The sequence below is a fragment of the Legionella genomosp. 1 genome, from assembly GCF_900640215.1.
Taxonomy (GTDB): Bacteria; Pseudomonadota; Gammaproteobacteria; order Legionellales; family Legionellaceae; genus Legionella_C; species Legionella_C quinlivanii_A.
This window is the reverse complement of the sequence record NZ_CAAAJH010000016.1, coordinates 1-18,054: the sequence shown is the minus strand read 5'-3', so window position 1 is coordinate 18,054 and position 18,054 is coordinate 1. Positions and strand designations below refer to the sequence as shown.

Below are 18,054 nucleotides of genomic sequence, written 5' to 3'. Positions count from 1 at the left end.
AGAGTATAAAATAGACATTTTCAAGCTAGTGTTAGAATATCACTCTCTAATGGGATAAGTCAATCTAATGAGAGATTTTCCTGGACCTATACCTTTTTATTCTCGTCATAATTCAATTGTGTGATCAGATTTCTGAGCTGGGATTTAATAATCTGCTGATGAAAAACCCTGATTATAGTGAAATAAAGCTTTCCCCAGGCATTTTTATATTGAATAAGGGTAGTTAGCTGAATGCTTCGGGTTGTTCGTTGGATAATCATCCTCACATCCAAATGTTTGTCATCTTCCCCAAAAAGTAACTCATCGTCGGTAAAGTCATGCAATTTAAAGAGTCCGACCCTTTTTCCGATGATCAAATTAATCTCGAGCTCTTTATTTAATGGTATATCCCTTGTTTTCAAACCGCACCAGCCTACTAGCCTGTTTCTGAGATGCAGCAGCTTTCGTGCCCATTGAGGTGAAGAATTAAAAAATAGTTTTGCTATGCTTTCAATGGAATGATTTGAGTCAGCAGAAAGTACTCCTGAAAATGTATCGGAATAGTGAAACCCTGGAAGCGCTTTATTAATGAACTCGGTATTTGGTCTATTGATTTTTTTAATAGACATAGGGCGTGTTGACATTGGTTCTCTTCCTGACTTAGTAAAGCTCTCTAAAATATAACATCTAGGCACCTCATTTCTATGTATTCACAAGCCAGGTTTCGATATCGGGAGAAAATACTCAATTTATCTGGCATTTTATTTGTAATTTGTCTATATGATATTTAGTCAAATAGAATTAAAATAGATCTTATTGGGTGTTTGAGGTCTCTATAATGAAATTTTACCATGCAACTGCTCTTGCTAATTACAAAAAAATCAAAAACGAAGGCTTACGTATAAATCAGCGCGGCAAAAATAAATATGGTTTAGACCATAAAATCGACTATGCTCATATTTACGGCTCTGAACCAAAAGCAAGTCACTATAGGAAAAAACCCTGTATTCACTTCACAAGTAAGAGTAATGTTACTTTCTATAGTGAACTGATAAAAGACAGTTTTAACGTAGGGGTTAAATATTTAGAAATCGATATTGATCCTGAGCATTACGATGTAGAAACAGATCCGGAAGACGACGACAGTTATATCTGTTTCGATAATATCCCGCCCGAGTGCATTAAACCGATTGAACTAGACCAAAAAGAACAATGTGATTTGGATTCTGATGAAAGCGATAGTATTCACTATGGTATGAGGACTGGGAGGTAATTCATCCAGCTTTGTTTGCCGAGTGATGTCAACTAAAGTGGGTGCATTTAATAAGTCGTTGAATTCCTTTCAGGAATAGTTCTAATCTCTAAATGTGTTTGAGCAATAACCGTGCTGCTATTTCCCTTGGGGTAAATATGCTCAAGGGATTCTTTTAGCAATTGGCCAACATATTGAATGATTTTAGAGCTGGCGCGATTTTTGTGACAGTACCAGGTTAGTTTTATTTTTTGAGAATAATCTTTAATGTTTAGTTTAACCAAATCGTCATCGAAATACTGGGCGGGTAAAGCACTCCAACCCAGACCAGTTTTCACAAGTTGTTTTATTGCATCTAAAGAAAGCAACTCATGCTCCACAATGAGACTTAGCCCCTGACTAAGGAGAGTAAGTTCCAAATTATCGCGAATAAAATACCCTCGTTCGGTTAAAATGCATGGATATTGTGATAGCTTTTGTAAACTGGTATTTTTTTCCTTTGCCAATTCGTGAGTAGGCGATACGATAAAAAACACCTCTTCTTCCTCGAGCTGATTAGATAGAATTTCATTGTCAATCATTAAGTCTTCTGAGGTTAAGGCAATGTCGAGTAATCCGTTTTGTAACGCGGATACCAGATTTAACTTGGGCATTTGCTTAATTTGAAAATTTGGGAAATAAATCTGATTTTTGATCAAATAATTGATAAATAAAGGTAAAAACCGTAATGAGGGATAAGATGAGGTTCCCAGAATTACAGGTATCTGAGAGAGGTCTGGATTTTTAAAATTATCAAGCGCGTTGCACATCGTATGTAGTAGCGAGCGAGCATAAGGTATGAGCTGCTCCCCCTCGAGTGTTGGGAAAAGCATGTTTCCCCTGGTTTCAAATAGTTTAACTTTGAATTCATTTTCCAGATTATTAATGCGCTTACTAATTGTGGATTGCGCCACATAAAGACGCTTTGCCGCCAGAGAAAACGAGCGATACTCATAAACCATTAAAAATGATTTCAATTCATTACTATTCATGTTCAATTCCGGCAAATATTAATTTCGATGATAAATAAGGATTACTTAATCCATACTTTAGGAAATTCAATCCCCGCTCCAGATGCCTTTTATGTTGCGATTGATTTCTCCTCCCCTGGTATTCAAAGAGCAAGAATTGGAGTCATTTAATAAAAACAAACCCAACCCTCTTGCCTTTCACGATACCCAATGTAATTCTCCTTTCTTTAATATTAGAGGAGACAATAAGGTATATTTTCGTGCAGATCTACTATGTGCTTATATCGAACGGTATATTCCAGATGTGAGGGATTTAATCTCATTAGATTATTGCAGTGCATTAGCAATAAATGAAGTAGAGCTGCAAGAAGAAGCGCTGGCATGTTTAAATTATGACTAAATACTTTATTCAACAGCGAGATTGCGGTATATAAGGAATTTTATATAGACAATACCAAAATGATCTCTCCCCTTAAAATCGAGCTGGTTAAGCACTTCGAAGCTATTAAACAGCAATACCGCTATGAACAGGCACGCTCTTGCAAACAATTTCTTCGTTATATAAAGCAAGAGCCTGAACGAGACGATTTTTTATTCCTGTGTAAAGCATTAATAGGCGCTTATAAATTGGAGGATTCAAAGATTGTATCTGCTTTTAAAAAGCAGATTGTATTGACAATAATCAATTATCTTCTTGGCAGTGCAATGGCAATTAATACCAGTTGTCTGGCTGTTCGTTTGCTGTTAGGGGCATCACCGCTTGGATTGAGCTTTTCTTTTCTTATTAGTGCACTCATTAATTGCGCTACTAGCCAGCTGATTTATGATTTGGAAAAAGACCTTGCCAGAGGGAAGCAATGGACGCCTGCAAAAATTGGCAGAAGGCTCCTGACGCTTCCTGGCAAGTTTGCAAGCATGGATGATTTTCTGATAATGGCAAAACAGGTGCTCAAAAACACTGAAAACGTGCTGGACGGACATCTTCATCATTTTTTGGACCAATGGAATAGACGACAATACAAAACTTTTTTCGACCGTCCGGATCTCGCAAAGTCAGTAGATATTTATTTACCGGAACCAGCCAGCGCATCCCTGAGCTAGTGTCAGCATAGTTACTCGGGAAGAATGAAACGAGACATGCCTGTTGTTTTAGTATACTCTAATCATTCAATCTCGATAAAAGGGTATACTTGACAGCCATTATATATTTAAAAGGCGGTTTTTTTAATCATTCAATTTTTTATCTTAAGCGAATCTTAAAATCTATCTCCAGATGCTCAAATCTTTTGTTTTCTAAACCCCAAAAGCTCCCGATTTTCTCCAAAGAATACTCTATTCCGGAACATAAGCCTCTTAAACTTTCCCTAATCCGTCATACTGCAATGTAAGTAGATAGATGCTAAAAAATCAGTTTTCTGTAGCTGGAAAACGTCCCACTAAATTCAGAAAACAAAGAGTACAAATGACAAATTTCAAAGATGAGCTTTTAATTGTAGAGCCAATACTTCTTCGTGTTATTGATATAGCTATTGAAATGCAGAAAACACTTATGAAAGGTCAAAAAGAGCTGAAAGAGGAGATTTGTATAAGGGAAGAGGCGATATCACTCTTAAGCCATGAATTAAAAAATTCTTTAACCTGCAGTAAAATGAATGCTCAGATAGGTAAAATATTAATAGAACAAGGAAAGTTCGAGGAAATAAAGCGCAATAAATTATTCGATACCTGGCTCGAACAAATAGAAACTTTCGAAAACCTGATTGAATCAATTTTAGATACGACAGTTATTTCAGAAGGGTTTTTATTTTTCAAACCTCAAAAAATAGACCTTAATGAATTATTATTAAAAATAACCAAAAGATTTGATAATAAAGTTTCTTACAAAGGCATTTCAGTGGTCGGCTCTTGGGATCCATTTAGGATGGAGCAGATAGTAACCAATTTAATTACTAATGCTTTAAAGTATGGAAAAGGGGATCCGGTCAATGTACAGCTGCTTGTTGATAAGGCTGGAACATTAAAAATAATGGTGCAGGATTTCGGAATTGGTATAGCTCCAGAGAATAGAGAAAAGATATTTAAAAAGTTTGAACGAGTTAATCATCAAAGTGCAGTAAGAGGTCTTGGATTAGGGCTCTATATAGTCAACCAGATTGTTACAGGAATGGGGGGGAATATATCTCTGGAAAGTGAGGTTGGTATTGGTTCTACTTTTTGGGTCACCTTGCCAATTCCAGAAGAAAAGGAATGGGAAGAACTTACTCATCAGAACTAAAGTCCGAAGGCACTGCCATTAAGTTAAGGACTTCTGTCATTCCCGCGAAAGGCGGGAATCTATTCCTCAGTCGGCATTGTGGCTAGCTCAGAGATGGATCCCCGCCTTTCGCGGGGATGACAGTTTAATATACAATTGAGCTTAACTTAATGGCAGTGAGGGTTAGGGTGAGGGGGCTATAAACAAGGTCGCGTAGCGATTCATTTCCCCCACGCTGGGCGCGGTGGAGAGGGGATAACATTACTTCTTAGCCTGAAGCTATGGGCCAAGGACCCAACATGTTAAGGGTAGGAGCAACTCTCAACACACCTTAACAATTTTTCAGGAAAAAAGACTTTAAGAATCAGAGAAAATCGAGAACCAGATTATAAACACAGGAAAAAATATAAGCAGCCAGGAATCCTGCCACGATAATTAAAGCAGTTCCAATGCAGACATTGGTAATTGTGGGGATGATAGTAATGTACATGCTCCCAAACATGGCCACCAGGGGTTTGCCTGTATACATCCAGAATGCCAGCAAGCCTGCACAGAAAGTTGCTATTCCCGCGAGCATACTCGTGGTTATAGCCAATGCCAGCGGATTAAGTTTTTGATACTCCATCGCTAATCCTTGCATAAAAATGATTTATATTCATTATACTAGTAAATTTGCAAGTCTGATATAGAACTTTAAGCACATCGCTGAATCTACTTGCTAAACAATTCAGTTAGCTGTTATATTTTTAATCCCACCCATTAAGCCGTAATTCAAGGATCATGAAGAAATTTAGTTCAGTCGCTTTACTCATGGCTGCCACAACCGGATTTGCTGGCAATTTCAAACAAACTATAGAATTTAACATTCATCCCAGCTCTGAGATTATCAGACCCCCTTACTTAAGAGTATGTTTTTCAACTACAGATTTTTTTGATCTCGCTCATTGCGCGACATTAAACAAGACGCAAACCAGTAATTCCTATAGTCACGGGCCCAAAAACTGGTTTTTAATAGGAGATGGTTATTATTACCATCAAACCTATCTCGATAGCTGCTATGCCTTGTTCCATATGACTACGCGAACCCCCGCAGGCGATGGCAAGTTAGTTGTTGATGCCAATATAACAATTAAGGATCATTCTCCAGCGGCACCCGAAGCAGTTTATACCAATTGCACAGTAACCTGGGTTCCTGCCGGCTCGAAATAATTTCATGACTGGTAATGGCTGCCATTACCAGTAGCACCTTTTGTCCTCATTCATTTGTCCGATAAGCCTGAATTGCCTAAAATTAATTTAAGGAATTACCGGAGAATATCATTAGCGACAACTCGATTTATTCAAGTGAGGAGTGCGAAAAAATTGCCAGAATGGCGGCTCTTCGCTATGTCAATGATTCAATTCCTGGAATAAGGCGTCGAAAATGCGGTAAAGGCTATGCATTTTACTATCCCGATGGCAGTCGGGTTACCCAAAGCGATGAATTACAGCGGATTAAGTCATTAAGAATTCCTCCTGCCTATCATTCCGTATGGATCTGTCCCTTCGCGAATGGGCACATTCAGGCGACTGGCCGGGATGCGCGAAATCGAAAACAATATCATTATCATCCCTTGTGGCGAGAGGTCAGAGACAGGTTAAAATTCACCTCCATGACAGATTTTGGACGTGCTATTTCCACCATCCGCAGTCATATCGCCTATGAACTAAGAAAACCGCCTTCTCTAAATAAAAAGCAAATCATTTGTGCCATCATTTATCTTCTGGATAAATCAGGGGTCAGAATTGGTAATAAAATCTATGCAAAAGAGAACAAAACGTATGGGATTACCACCTTAAGAAAAAAACATCTTTCCATCAATGGCTCCAAGGCTATCTTTAGTTTCACCGGGAAAAATTCCAAAGCCTGGGAAATAGTTCTGGATAATAAAAAAATTATTAAAATCCTTAAAAAATGCGAAGAAATTCCTGGTTACGAAATTTTTAAATATTATGATGAAAATAACAATGTCAACTGTATCACCTCCCAGGATATCAATTATTATCTTCAATCGTTAACTGGTTTACCTTTGACCGCCAAGGATTTTCGCACCTGGATTGCCAGTCGGGAAAGCTTTTGCCGATTGCTGTCCGCCTCATTTTCAGAGACTGACTCTGCTGCAATAATTAAATCCATAATAAAAGAAGTTGCCGAATTATTAGGCCATACGCCCACGATTTGTCAAAAAAACTATATTTTTCCTGAAATTATCACGAGTTGGGGTGATGGCCGATTAGAACGCTGGTTAAATGTGAATGCTGAGTCTATCAGACAAGCCAATAAAGATAATTTATTTCTGATGTGGTTGGAGAGTCTACAGCCTTAATTTGTGTCTTTCTTTATAAAAAGTACTAAAATAAATACAAATAGTAATTCAGTAGTACATCATGACATTTCTAGTCACCTATCTGGGCACCGATACAAAACATACTCAAAGGACTAATACCTTTTACCCGCGAGGTGAAAGTTTAAGCGGTGGTGCCAATGCGGTGGCAGGCACGCCGCGTGATGAGTTGATGAGCGATGAAGTAGAGCATCTAGTCAGCGATGAACAAATTCTTATCGATGGGCCAACGACTTTAGGTACTGAAGTGGGCGATCGCATCGCTCGCGGAGTACTCGCAATGATTGATGCGCTGAGCCGCGGCGAGAAAGACTTCGCTATTGCAGCCCACAGTCGTGGTGCGGTTCAGGGAATTTTATCAGCGCATGAAATGGAGCGCATTCAGAATTTATTCAAGCAAGACCCTTTACCTGTCAATCTCATCGAGGAAATTAAAAAAAGCCCTTGTCCCTATACACGAGCTGCTTTTAACACAACGCAATTATCCGAAAGGCTAGGCAAGATCAATCTGGAAAATGTGGGAAAGCATATCCAGGACGCTAAAATTTCCATGTTCACTATTGATCCTGTACCTGGCGGCCGTTATCACGGAGCTCCAGTTGCCTGGGTTGACCCTCGCTTTTATCGAATACCGGCCATTGTTAAGCACTATGAACAATATGTGTATCAAAATGAACGGACTCGTTGTTTTAAAGCCATCGTTCCTGCCTGTGATTCACCAGACACCGTATTTAAGCTTACATCATTACCAGGACATCATGGAACCGGCTCGGGGAATGCCAAGGATCAGCAATTCAGAGATGTGCCCAAAGAGAAGGGGGTGACCACACATGTTCAGGATCTGCTGGTATTAAAACTGTTGGACTTTTATCGAAGAAATAATGTGGAGTTTAAATCCGATACGGACCTTAAGAATGCGCCGATTAGTGCGGAAATGAAAGAACTGATTTCGCCCTTGCTTGCCTTAAGGAATGATCCGGCGAAATATAAAGCCAGACTGGAAAAAGAATACCTGGCTGCTTATAGCGAAATTGTAAAAAATCGAGAGGCCTACAAACATTTTGATAATACGGGCTATGCGGTATTGGGTCAGGAACAGGGGATTTGGGCTCTGTTCGGTTTGAATAAAAATGATCGCATCATTCACTATCAGGGCCATAACGATACTTTTCTAAGTACAGTGGCTTCAGAAGCAATAGGTGAGAATTTTCTCAATTACGAACATGCTCAGCTTTATTTAAATGATCTCCTGAAGTTGGGTGAAGATTCGACTTTGGCCGCTATGATTGAAAATGCATCCAGGAAATTTAGTACTATGGCAAGGCATGTGCACCAGTTGTCCCAGCCGCAGTTAATCTCAGAATCAGTTCATCAGGATCAATTCGCCTTAGCATTGAAAGAAAAACAAGGACAAGAGCTGTTGTCAGACGCACTGAAGTTTCTGATTCGTGAAGTCAGTGAGGCCTATTTAAATAATGAATTTAAAAATGCCCAGGAGCGTGGCGAGGTGTTTAATGCGGTGAGTCAGGCATTTGCAACCTTTAGTGAAGAAGCGACAAAATATCCGCTTGCCGCGAATATTCTGGATGAGCTGCAAAAAGGATTAAAAGGAACACTTCAAACCAAACAGGCCATGCTTATTGAGCAAAGTTCCAAGGTGTTCAAAGAGATTGACCGCTTTTATCATCTGGATAATTTGTTCAAACAATTAGAACCCGTTCTTAAACTCGACAATGCAGAGCTAAAAGAAATTCAGGCAATTTTGCGTGAAATGCAGCAGGAAATTTCATCTGCAAGAGTGCAGCAGTTTTCCGCCAGCAAGCTTGCGCTATTGACTGAAACCTATTACCTGAAACTGGATGCCTACCGCACAGGACATTCGTCCCCGCAAGTCTTACCGTATATCGATCAAATCAATATGCTGATGCTGGAAACCCTGGAGAATCAGCGGGCTGAAAGTACTTCTGTGGAAAGAAAGATCCTGGAAAGTCTGGAAACTTACCGGGCCCTGGATGATTTCATCCGCGGTCTGGATGATTTCCAGGAGTTTAATCTTGATCTCGATCTAAAAGAAATGCAAAGGGAATTATCTGATAAGCAGGCCATTCTGAAGCAGTCCACCGCGGACTATATTTTCAAAGAAAAAATACCTCTCAAGAAAGTAGAGGCTATTTGTGGAGAGACTAATAAGACGTTTTACAGCAATGTGGCTTATCAGGCTATTGCTTTGGGAACTCCTGACCCGGCTCTGCTGGCCAAAGAAAGAGAGGTTGAACAGCAGTATGAGCGAGTAGGGGAACTCGAAAAAGTTACTGCCAGGCTACAACAGAAAATAGAAGAGCAACAAGCTTCTCTGGCACAAAATGAGGAATTAATTGCGGAGCAGGAGGGTAAAATCAATCGAAGGGATCAGCATATTGGAATCATTGAAGAAGAGCTTAAAAAACAAAGCGCTGTTTTAGAAGTGAATGTGGCGGCATTGGGTCTGGAAAAAGCTGCCAATACGCAGCTCAAAGCAAAATATAATGATATTGAAGAAGCCCAGTGTCTGATCCTGATTGAAAAAAAACTTTCCCCCCTGACGCAGAATTACCTTCAGCACCTATGGAAAGATATCCAAAAGCAAGCTAAAACCAATGAGCCTGTTCCAAACAACTGGAGACAGGCTCTGAATAAAGATTATCCAGGGGTAGATAATAAATTGCTTGTAAAATTTAGCATAACCGTTAACTTGTTGGAGAAGCTCAATGATAGAGAGTCAACCCCTGATCATAGCGAACGAGTCAGCAATTTTTATACGATGCTGGATTCCAGTCACAAGTCGTTAAGCCAACATCGGGATGAACGCTGGAATCATTTTGTTGCGAAGGCTGTTGTCTTTGTAGTTGCAGCCGGAATCTTACCCGGATTGGCAATACTAGGCATAATGGCGCTAGCCAAAGGACATTCTCTTGGCCAAAGCTCAGGCCATGCCTTCTTTAAAACCGCCAGGGAAGAAATTACCAAATCAAATCCAGAGCTTATCGAGGAACAATCGCTTGATCTCAATCCCGGAGCCAGCGGGGGATAGCTTTGCGTTTGAATTCTATAAAAACTTGATTTTAAGCATAATTTAATTACATAATGTCTTTTTAAATTCATTTGTGCTCGAATTATGAAGCAATTGCACTCACAAACTTTGATGCGCTGCCTGGACACTGTTCGTGTTTGGGGAAGTAATTCTAAATGGCGCTAACCGATCATTTCTGCCCAATACAAGATAAAGCGCTCATTAATTAATGAGATCATTATCATGAAATCCAAATTTTCAAAAGACCGTTTTTTTAATGCTGCCGATGGGCAAGTACGGAAATTAAAACAATTGGATGCATGTATCGCAAAGTTAACTCAGAGTAGTTCTGTCGAAGGGTTTCCGCCAGGAATTTTCATTAATGAACATCATGATCATAATTTCCCTAAAGAATTCCTGATCGCCAATTTTCAGTATTTTAAGAAAATGGGTATAGAGACATTTTTCTTTGAATTTGCCGACGATGAGGATCAACACCTGTTTGATAGCGCCCTGAATAGTGAAGGAGTCGCCGCTTTAGACTCTGTCGTAATTCGCGGCAATCATAAAACAAGAACTGTTGCTATCGCAGCAATTCAGGCTGGAATCAGAGTCGTTGCACTGGACTGCAAGCAGGCCAGAGAGGGAAGCCCTGAGTATTTTCGGCATCCCACAAAAGAAGATTGGGATGCGTATTACAAAAAAAGGGATGCCATCTTTGACGAAAATGCACGCAGAATATTTATTAACGAGCATCAATCCAAGCCCTATCTTTTTTATTCAGGACTTGCTCATGGGAATAATCATCATGGGTTTCCCAGCTTTTTTCCTGGGCCAAAACTTACATTACTGCTATCGGATGATAATTACAATTTTCAGGTTAATGGTATAAAACAACATTTACATGTTGATGATATTATATTTAACCAGGATCTTGGCAGAGCTTGCTTTGTGTCAGAAGATAGGCCATCAGCCAATGATCAAAATCCCTATTTGATTTGACTAAAGGCTGGAGATAATTTCCTGGGCTAAAGAAAGCTACATGCAAACAGGCGCTTTTCAAAAGTGAATTACAGGCTTTTATCTACAGAGGCTGTGCTCTTAGCCTGATTCTCGAAATTTTCTCTTAAAGTACGTTCAATTTTTTCAAACGCGGTTAGAGAAGTCGTTTTAATATTAAAAAAGGAATAAAAAGAGCCTTGAGAAGTTTTTAATATTTTTAAATCCTCTCCCCTTTTATTTCACTTAATTTAGATTCAAACGCATCGATATTCTCACATTTTTCCAAAATCTTTTTTAATTTAATAAGAATAATTGTTTTGAGGAAATCACCTTTCGCGCCCTGATAATTTTCTGATTGTGCCTCAAACTTATGATTTGAGCGTCCCGCACTCTGCTGAGCTACGGCATATTTATAAAACTTCTTTAACTCACTGACCTCCTCTGGATCAACATTAACACTAAGATTTTTAGTTAAAAGAGGGGTACGTGAGTTGCTATCCTCAAATTGTTCCTCTTCTTCGATTGCTGTACTGTGAGCATAATGATGGGTAGTATTTACTGCCTCGAACATCTCGTGAGCATCTTGAATGGACTGACCATTGTAATAATTAGGATTATCTGTGCCTTTTGCGATAATTTCTTTGTCCATCGTAACCGTGGTCATCAGAAAACCCTGCTGTTGTCTAATAAGCTGAATATGGCGGCGGGCAAAATCCATACATTCTGCTCTTCCTTGAGGATTCCTGGATATTTCTCTGAAAATGGGCGTCCAATTGAGATCCACAGTTTTTTTAGAGCGGTCCCTGGTAGTTTCAAGCACGTTTGCTACATTGAGTATTAAAGAAAAAATATCATTTTTACTTGTCTGGTGCTCGGCTTTTATTTTTTCAACCTGATTATTGGCATTATGGGCCCCCACATACTCATTACCAACAATGGCATGAGCAATGGCCGCAGAGTCAATGGAAGATGGGGTGTTTAGCTTTTTTAGCATAGCTATACACTCGGTTTCTCCATACTCTGCATAGTTGGTTCCATTACCATAATCAGGATTATTTTGAAATTTTTCAGTAGTACCTGGTAGAAAATGGCGCCCGCTTGCTCGCATCAACGCTGCAATTTGCAGCGCCTTAACCGTTTCATCATTCAGTTCCACTAATTGGTGACGCCAGTCAGTTGGAAGTGCCTCCATGTTTCTTTTCATCAGGTCGATAATATGAGGAATTAAGGCAGCAGCTCGATTTGCATTATCAAAACCATGTATAGCTCTTGGAGTATTTGGCGTAATCGTGGTGGTTCTATCTAAAACTTGACCAAATGGGGTATTGACTTTTTTATGCGTTGGAAACGCTTTTTTATAGACCTCTTGGCCGATAAAATTAGCTATTTCTGCAATCGGCGAAGAAAAATCTGGAATTGCCATTGGACTAACCTATAGAATGTAATACTCCTAATTTTAGATCAAATATGAGACAATTTAAATACCTAATGCACAATTGCCTTAATATTATTGATTTTCAAATGATTCATATTTAGAAGATACAAGGTGTTTTCCAAAAAATTCTGGATGACGCTCGCAAAAAAGCATCACACCGCCTATCACTGCGGCGGGCATGGAAAAAAGATTAAGAAGGGGGATAAAGCTGGCAAGGTTTATTGAAAAGCCAAAACCTAAGCTTAGTAAGCGATTGCCCCTCATTTTTTGCCGCATTTCCCTGAAATCAACGAGGTTATTGTCCATAGCAAAATCCTGATATTGAACGCTTAGCATCCAGGCGTTAAACCAAAACCAGAGAAAGGGATATACCGGATGGATTACCGGAACAAAGAATAACAGACACATTCCCAGGAACCGTGGCAAGAAATAAGCCAGAAACTGCACCTGACGTTTGATAGTACGAACTACAATGTCTTTAAAGGCCAGGCTTGGAATAGTGCGTCCATAAAGCAGCAGTTGCGCCTTTTCCGCGAGCAAGCCATTAAACGGGGCCGCAATGATGTTAAAAAACACCGTAAACATGGAGAGAAAAAGCAAAAAGAAGCTAATGCAAAAGATAATTAAAAAGAGCACATTTAAAAAATGAAGCCAGGCTGGCAGTTGGTTCAGGTAATAATAGGCATAGGGAAAAAGATAGTGATAAAGAAGGAAAAATAACCCTGAGAAAAGCAGAAAATTGAACAATACAGGCAATATAACAAAACGCTTCAAACCTTTCGTCAAAAGGCTGCGAAAACCCATAGGCAGGTACATCATTCCCAAGAAAAAATCGTTCATTGTCTTCCCTGATAATTATTTTTCTTTAATTTTATAGTGACCTGATAAGCGATTAACTTTCTCTGTTGTATTTTATTATAGGCCAAGTATCACCATCCTTGCTGAGAGTGGTGATACCTGAGTGTGCGAAAATTAGATAAAAACACCTGATTGCAAAGCGGAATCCGCTTCAACTTCCTCGGCAGTGGCTTTACCCCAGAATGCTGAGGACCAGGAATTTTCGGGTTTGGAATAGATGTTGGGAACCTGGGATACCTTTCTGTTCACATAGTCCTTTACAAATTGTGCAATCTCGTCAATCTGTCTTTCACGCATCTCGACTTCCTGTTGTAGTTCAATAAAGCTGAATACCTGATAATGCGCTTTGATTTTCTGAACTTCCTGTGGAAATTCCTGTTCAAAGAAATTCTCTTTGTCAGCGCTCCGCCGGTAGGCTTCCAGCAACTGATCAAGACAGTATTCTGTCATGGTTGAGGTGTTAAAGGTTAATGCTTTACGGGTAAAGCAAACAGCGCCTTTGCGGCCATTTCCATCGCTTTTAATCTGGCTGTTCTCTGGAAGCTGTCCCCAGGGAGTTAATGAGGAGTAAATATTTTTAAATTGCTGCTCTCTAAGATCTTCAGCAGGGACGTCTGGCTGAAAACGCGGCTTTTTCGCGGCCAGAGCTAATCCCTTCAATGCGGCAACTAACGGCGCGCAAACGAAGCCAAGCACCAGTGCTATGATCACCGGCACCACTTTTCTGAAAAATAAAATGGTGGCGCCAACAGGTAAGACAGCGGCCAAAGCGAGTCCATAGCCGAAGACCCCCACTGATTTGGATAAGTTATCACGCTTATCGCCAGCTAAGCCGGAGAAAACAGGTAATTCAAGTGAGCCATTGAGGATCGAGCCGGAAAGGCTTAGAAAACTTCGCGCATTATGGTAGACGAGTTTAGCGCTGGCAATCGTTAACAGGGTGATAGCTCCTAAAATCGAACCGATAACGATTCCCGGTAAGCCGAGAAGACTTTTACTGAGTAAAGAACGCTTGGCTTCCTCTTGTCTATCGGGATAATCGAATTCATTTTCTTTACTCAACCCCAGATTGGCAACGACAATGTAAGTCCATTTCCCGCTTTGAATGCTATTAGCGACCACTTGGGACATAATGGACAACGTTACAAAAAAGGCGCCCGGGATTCCGCCAAGCAAGAGGCCCGGAGCACCGAATATAAAGCGATTGGCGAACGAACGCGGAATTGCTGGCGGCGGAATTTCTTCCTCTGGAAGAACGGTGGAGTTCTGCAGGTAAATAAAGCTTTCAACCGCGGTGTGCCCGCTTTCCACAATGATTCGTTGAGTCACTGCAGCCAGGATAGCAAGTCCTGCGCTGATACTTCCGATGAGTAAACCCGGAGAGCCTAGAATGAATTTTCTAAAAACAGAGCGGGAGTCATCATCAAGGCCTGCTTTTTTCCCGTTAGCAGGGGTTATCAGATAATAGGCTGAAAGGCTTAAACTGACTGCGGTTGTATAAGAGTTGCTTATAACCCGGCCCATGCCAATTGCCAAAAATGACAATCCGCCGGCGAGCCCGCCAAGAACTACTCCAAATAATCCTAAACCATAGGTGTGGAAAAAGGGGCGAGAGTCCTTCTTTAATCCATATTCAGTATTCTCGTCTTCTGGATCAAGTGCCAGATTAGTCGTAGAGATCAGGACATGAACGAAGCTTGCCGCGCTATTTGACAGTATGCGTCTGGCTCCAATCAGACAGAAACCTATTGCACCAACTGCCAGTCCTGCAAGGATGCCTGGCAGCCCTAAAACCTGATTGACTAAGGATCTTTCTGTTTTCGCGCTATCTTTTACTCTTACCGAACGTGCTTCATTGACCACGGCTTCATATACGACACTGCCAGAAATAGCGCTTTCAATCACCATACGCCTGGCGATTGTAAATAGTATGGCGATAGACGCAGTGATGCCTCCTAAAATTAAACCGGGGAATCCAAAGCCAAACTTGCGTGCCCCACTGCGAGGGTCATGCTGCAAATCGTCTGCAATAGTCTCCTCATCATAATTCACGGCATTGATAGCGCTTATCGTCAGACGAAAAGCGCTTTCCAGTGAATTGCTGATAACACGAATTGCTCCGACGGCAAGAAATCCCATGCCTCCGATGACTGAACCGACAATAAAACCCGCTGCACCAAAAAGATAGATATCGTAGAACAGGCGTTGCTGCGCTGATTTTTTATTCTTTAAGTTTTCGGGAAGCGCTTTATCGACAATGAGTTCGGCAACTTCTTTACCGGTCTTCGCGGTTTCAATAATCACTCGTCTTAAACCGGCGATTAGAAAACTGATTGCCGCAGGAATCACCCCAATGATTAAGCCCGGAAGGCCGAGTACATAGGTACGGAAGGGAGAGCGGGTTTCATGTTGCAGACCGGCTTTAATTTCTTTATGCACTACGATATTAATTGCTGAAACGCTGAGACTGAACGCCGTTTGAAATGAATTGCTGATAATTCGCCCGAAAGCGACATCAATAAAGCCGACCATACCGGCAATTCCACCCATAATAATACCGGGAAATCCCAGCCCATAGGTGATATGAGGAGGACGTTTGTCCTGTTTTAACCCCCACGTTTTAAAGCGGTCTTCTTTATGCAGTGCCAGATTAGTTACCGATGCAAAACTATGCGCGGCACTTTCTGCGGAGCTGACGATGACACGGGCAATTCCAATGGCCAGAAAGCCTGCAAAACCAAGTATAGCCCCGCTGGCTAAACCTAAAGCTCCAAAGATAAAACGATCGACTGGATGTCGTTTGCTATCGTCAAGCTCCACAGCCTCTGGTAATGCCTGATTCACCACAACAATAAACGCTTCCTGCAGTGAGACGATGCTTTCGCTTATCACTCGCTGGATGCAGCCGATAGTAAAGGCCAGTGTACCTGTGAACAAACCCATTATCAGGCCGGGGAAACCCAGGATATATTTATGAAAACCTGGTCTTTGATCCTCTTCAACAGCATTGCTCTGACGATTGAAGGCTAATTTGTAAGCAGAACCGCTGACGCTAATTGCTGTCTGAATTGAATTATGGATGATTCTGCCCAAAAGGACGGTTGTAAAACCGAGTGTTCCAGCAGCCGTCCCTAAAAGAAGACCAAATCCACCTAAAATATATCGATTGGCAAAGCTTCGTTTGTCATTAACAAGTTTACCTTCATCCAATTCGTCCTCTTTATCCAGTGCGAGATTGGTCACTGCGGCAAAGCTAAGGATTGCGCTTTCTGCTGAATTTTTTATTATTCGGGCAGCAATAATTACGAGGAAAGATAAACTTCCGGCGATAGTACCCAGCACCAGCCCCGGAGCGCCAAACAGGAAGCGATCAACAAAGCGCCGTTCGGGTCGAAGATCGGGGAGAAGGGAATGGGCGTCCTCCTCTTCTTCCAATGCGAATTGGCTTATTTCAATAAAAACGGCAGCTGTTGTTTTGGCACTTTCAATAATTATCCGCCTGATGCTGCTGACGCCAATGGCCAATAGGGCGGCAAAGACACCAATGATAAGCCCCGGAAAGCCCAGAATGTATCGATGCAGAGCACTTCGGTGATCGTCTGATAATCCGCCCGACAATTGTTCATCGGAATGTCTTAGCTGATTGGCGCCGGAAATCGCAAGACCTCTAGTTGTTTGCCATGAGTTGCTGATAATTCGAGAAAAACCAATGGTGAGGAAGCCCACAGTGCCTAAAAAAACTCCAAATGGAATTCCCATCGCCCCTAATAAGTATTTTTGCGTCCAGGAACGATTGTCCTTTACCTCAATTTCGGAATCCAGAACCAGGTTGATTTCTGAAATGAAAATAGCTCGCGTGGTTTTAAAGGAATTACTAATAACCCGCCCAATACCGACAACTCCAAATCCAATGACTCCCGCCATTCCTCCAAGGAGGAGGCCCAAAGCCCCCAGGATATATTTCTGGGCAAAAGGGCGTTTGTCCTGGTTTAATCCCCATTCCTTAAACTCATCGTCTTCGTCAAGGGCCAGATTGACAACAGAAGCAAAGCTATGCGGAATCGTTTTAAAACTGTTGGTAACGCTGCGAGCAAGACCGATAATTCCGGCTGATACAAGGCCTAGTGCTGTGCCGAATAACAATCCTGGCAGGCCATAAACTACCCGATACCAGGGCATGCTGCCTTCGGGCGAAGGTAATTTTTTCTCTGGTATATCCAGAAGAGCCAGATTGGTTGCCCGGATGAAAAAACTGATGAGGAGCAGGCTTGAATTATAAATAAGCGGTGCAAGGGTTAATGCCAATATCCAGCTCACAATGGTTACCGGAATGATGGTTAGCGCAAGTTGACCCAAAATATTTAAGTCAGACGGCTTGGGAGGCGTTTTCCTGAGAATTTCCTGCTCAAATGGTGCGGTCTTTTGAGCAATCAGGTTGAAGTGTGCTCTAAATGTATCCCGGGTAAAATAAAAGCAAATTTCTCCAATTCGTTTCAATCCACTTAATACAACAAACAAAAAGTGACCCAGCGCGTGTGCAGCCTCAATCAGTAATTCAATCATCTTAGCCAGTCTGGTTAGTCGAGGACAGGCATATTGTATTTATTTTATAATTCTTAGTCAAATGATGTGCAAATTTGATATGAAATTTAACAATAAACTGTCATTGTAACTCCCCACGTCAGCCCGAGCGGAGTGCGTGCAACTGCAGGGAGATCCCTCGCTGTGCTCGGGATCTGATTTATCCCCACGAAAATGTATAAAAGAGTTGCAGGTTGGATGCCTTAGTGATCAAATAGGCATTTTTTACAGATGTAGATAGAAAATGTTT

General features: G+C 41.2%; 13 protein-coding genes and 1 pseudogene. 8 read left to right on the top strand and 6 right to left on the bottom strand.

What is annotated here, in order from left to right:
• Positions 1 to 86: 86 nt before the first annotated feature.
• Positions 87 to 623, bottom strand: a complete 537-nt coding sequence (locus E1O89_RS13055) for a DUF2867 domain-containing protein (protein WP_133140526.1) — start codon at positions 621 to 623, stop codon at positions 87 to 89.
• A gap of 194 nt (positions 624 to 817) precedes the next feature.
• Between E1O89_RS13055 and E1O89_RS13050 the strand changes: the two genes are divergently transcribed.
• Positions 818 to 1,252: a hypothetical protein gene (locus tag E1O89_RS13050; protein WP_133140525.1), complete on the top strand. Its 435-nt coding sequence runs from the start codon at positions 818 to 820 to the stop codon at positions 1,250 to 1,252.
• A gap of 47 nt (positions 1,253 to 1,299) precedes the next feature.
• On the opposite strand, the gene E1O89_RS13045 is transcribed toward E1O89_RS13050, so the two are convergent.
• Positions 1,300 to 2,262, bottom strand: a complete 963-nt coding sequence (locus E1O89_RS13045; protein ID WP_133140524.1) for a LysR family transcriptional regulator — start codon at positions 2,260 to 2,262, stop codon at positions 1,300 to 1,302.
• 91 nt (positions 2,263 to 2,353) lie between these two features.
• On the opposite strand from E1O89_RS13045, the gene E1O89_RS13040 reads away from it, so the two are divergent.
• The 3 genes from E1O89_RS13040 to E1O89_RS13030 all read left to right on the top strand — a co-directional run bounded on the left by E1O89_RS13040 (position 2,354) and on the right by E1O89_RS13030 (position 4,516).
• Positions 2,354 to 2,641 carry a hypothetical protein gene (locus tag E1O89_RS13040; RefSeq protein ID WP_133140523.1) on the top strand — a complete coding sequence of 96 codons (288 nt, stop codon included), beginning with the start codon at positions 2,354 to 2,356 and terminating at the stop codon, positions 2,639 to 2,641.
• 59 nt (positions 2,642 to 2,700) lie between these two features.
• Entirely contained in the window at positions 2,701 to 3,342 is a 642-nt protein-coding gene (locus E1O89_RS13035) for a hypothetical protein (protein WP_133140522.1), read from the top strand.
• Between the two features lie 361 nt (positions 3,343 to 3,703).
• Positions 3,704 to 4,516, top strand: coding sequence for a sensor histidine kinase (locus E1O89_RS13030; RefSeq protein ID WP_262337522.1), 813 nt, complete (start codon positions 3,704 to 3,706; stop codon positions 4,514 to 4,516).
• Positions 4,517 to 4,859: 343 nt separating this feature from the next.
• Here the strand turns inward: E1O89_RS13030 and E1O89_RS13025 are convergent, their stop codons facing one another.
• Positions 4,860 to 5,120 carry a hypothetical protein gene (locus E1O89_RS13025; protein WP_058506229.1) on the bottom strand — a complete coding sequence of 87 codons (261 nt, stop codon included), beginning with the start codon at positions 5,118 to 5,120 and terminating at the stop codon, positions 4,860 to 4,862.
• A 155-nt stretch (positions 5,121 to 5,275) separates the two neighbouring features.
• Between E1O89_RS13025 and E1O89_RS13020 the strand changes: the two genes are divergently transcribed.
• The 4 genes from E1O89_RS13020 to E1O89_RS13005 all read left to right on the top strand — a co-directional run bounded on the left by E1O89_RS13020 (position 5,276) and on the right by E1O89_RS13005 (position 10,930).
• Positions 5,276 to 5,704: a hypothetical protein gene (locus E1O89_RS13020; RefSeq protein WP_133140520.1), complete on the top strand. Its 429-nt coding sequence runs from the start codon at positions 5,276 to 5,278 to the stop codon at positions 5,702 to 5,704.
• 161 nt (positions 5,705 to 5,865) lie between these two features.
• Complete coding sequence (locus E1O89_RS13015; protein ID WP_133140519.1) at positions 5,866 to 6,861, top strand: DNA topoisomerase IB; 996 nt, start codon at positions 5,866 to 5,868, stop codon at positions 6,859 to 6,861.
• 61 nt (positions 6,862 to 6,922) lie between these two features.
• Positions 6,923 to 9,949 carry a hypothetical protein gene (locus E1O89_RS13010; protein ID WP_133140518.1) on the top strand — a complete coding sequence of 1,009 codons (3,027 nt, stop codon included), beginning with the start codon at positions 6,923 to 6,925 and terminating at the stop codon, positions 9,947 to 9,949.
• Between the two features lie 222 nt (positions 9,950 to 10,171).
• On the top strand, positions 10,172 to 10,930 hold the full coding sequence (locus E1O89_RS13005) for a hypothetical protein (protein WP_133140517.1): 759 nt from the start codon (positions 10,172 to 10,174) through the stop codon (positions 10,928 to 10,930).
• A 68-nt stretch (positions 10,931 to 10,998) separates the two neighbouring features.
• Here the strand turns inward: E1O89_RS13005 and E1O89_RS13000 are convergent.
• From E1O89_RS13000 to E1O89_RS12990, 3 genes and pseudogenes are all read right to left on the bottom strand, one after another.
• Positions 10,999 to 12,353, bottom strand: a pseudogene (locus E1O89_RS13000) (SidE phosphodiesterase domain-containing protein).
• An 84-nt stretch (positions 12,354 to 12,437) separates the two neighbouring features.
• Positions 12,438 to 13,205: a sulfate transporter CysZ gene (cysZ, locus tag E1O89_RS12995; protein WP_133140515.1), complete on the bottom strand. Its 768-nt coding sequence runs from the start codon at positions 13,203 to 13,205 to the stop codon at positions 12,438 to 12,440.
• A gap of 132 nt (positions 13,206 to 13,337) precedes the next feature.
• Positions 13,338 to 17,786, bottom strand: coding sequence for a hypothetical protein (locus tag E1O89_RS12990; protein ID WP_133140514.1), 4,449 nt, complete (start codon positions 17,784 to 17,786; stop codon positions 13,338 to 13,340).
• Positions 17,787 to 18,054: the final 268 nt, after the last annotated feature.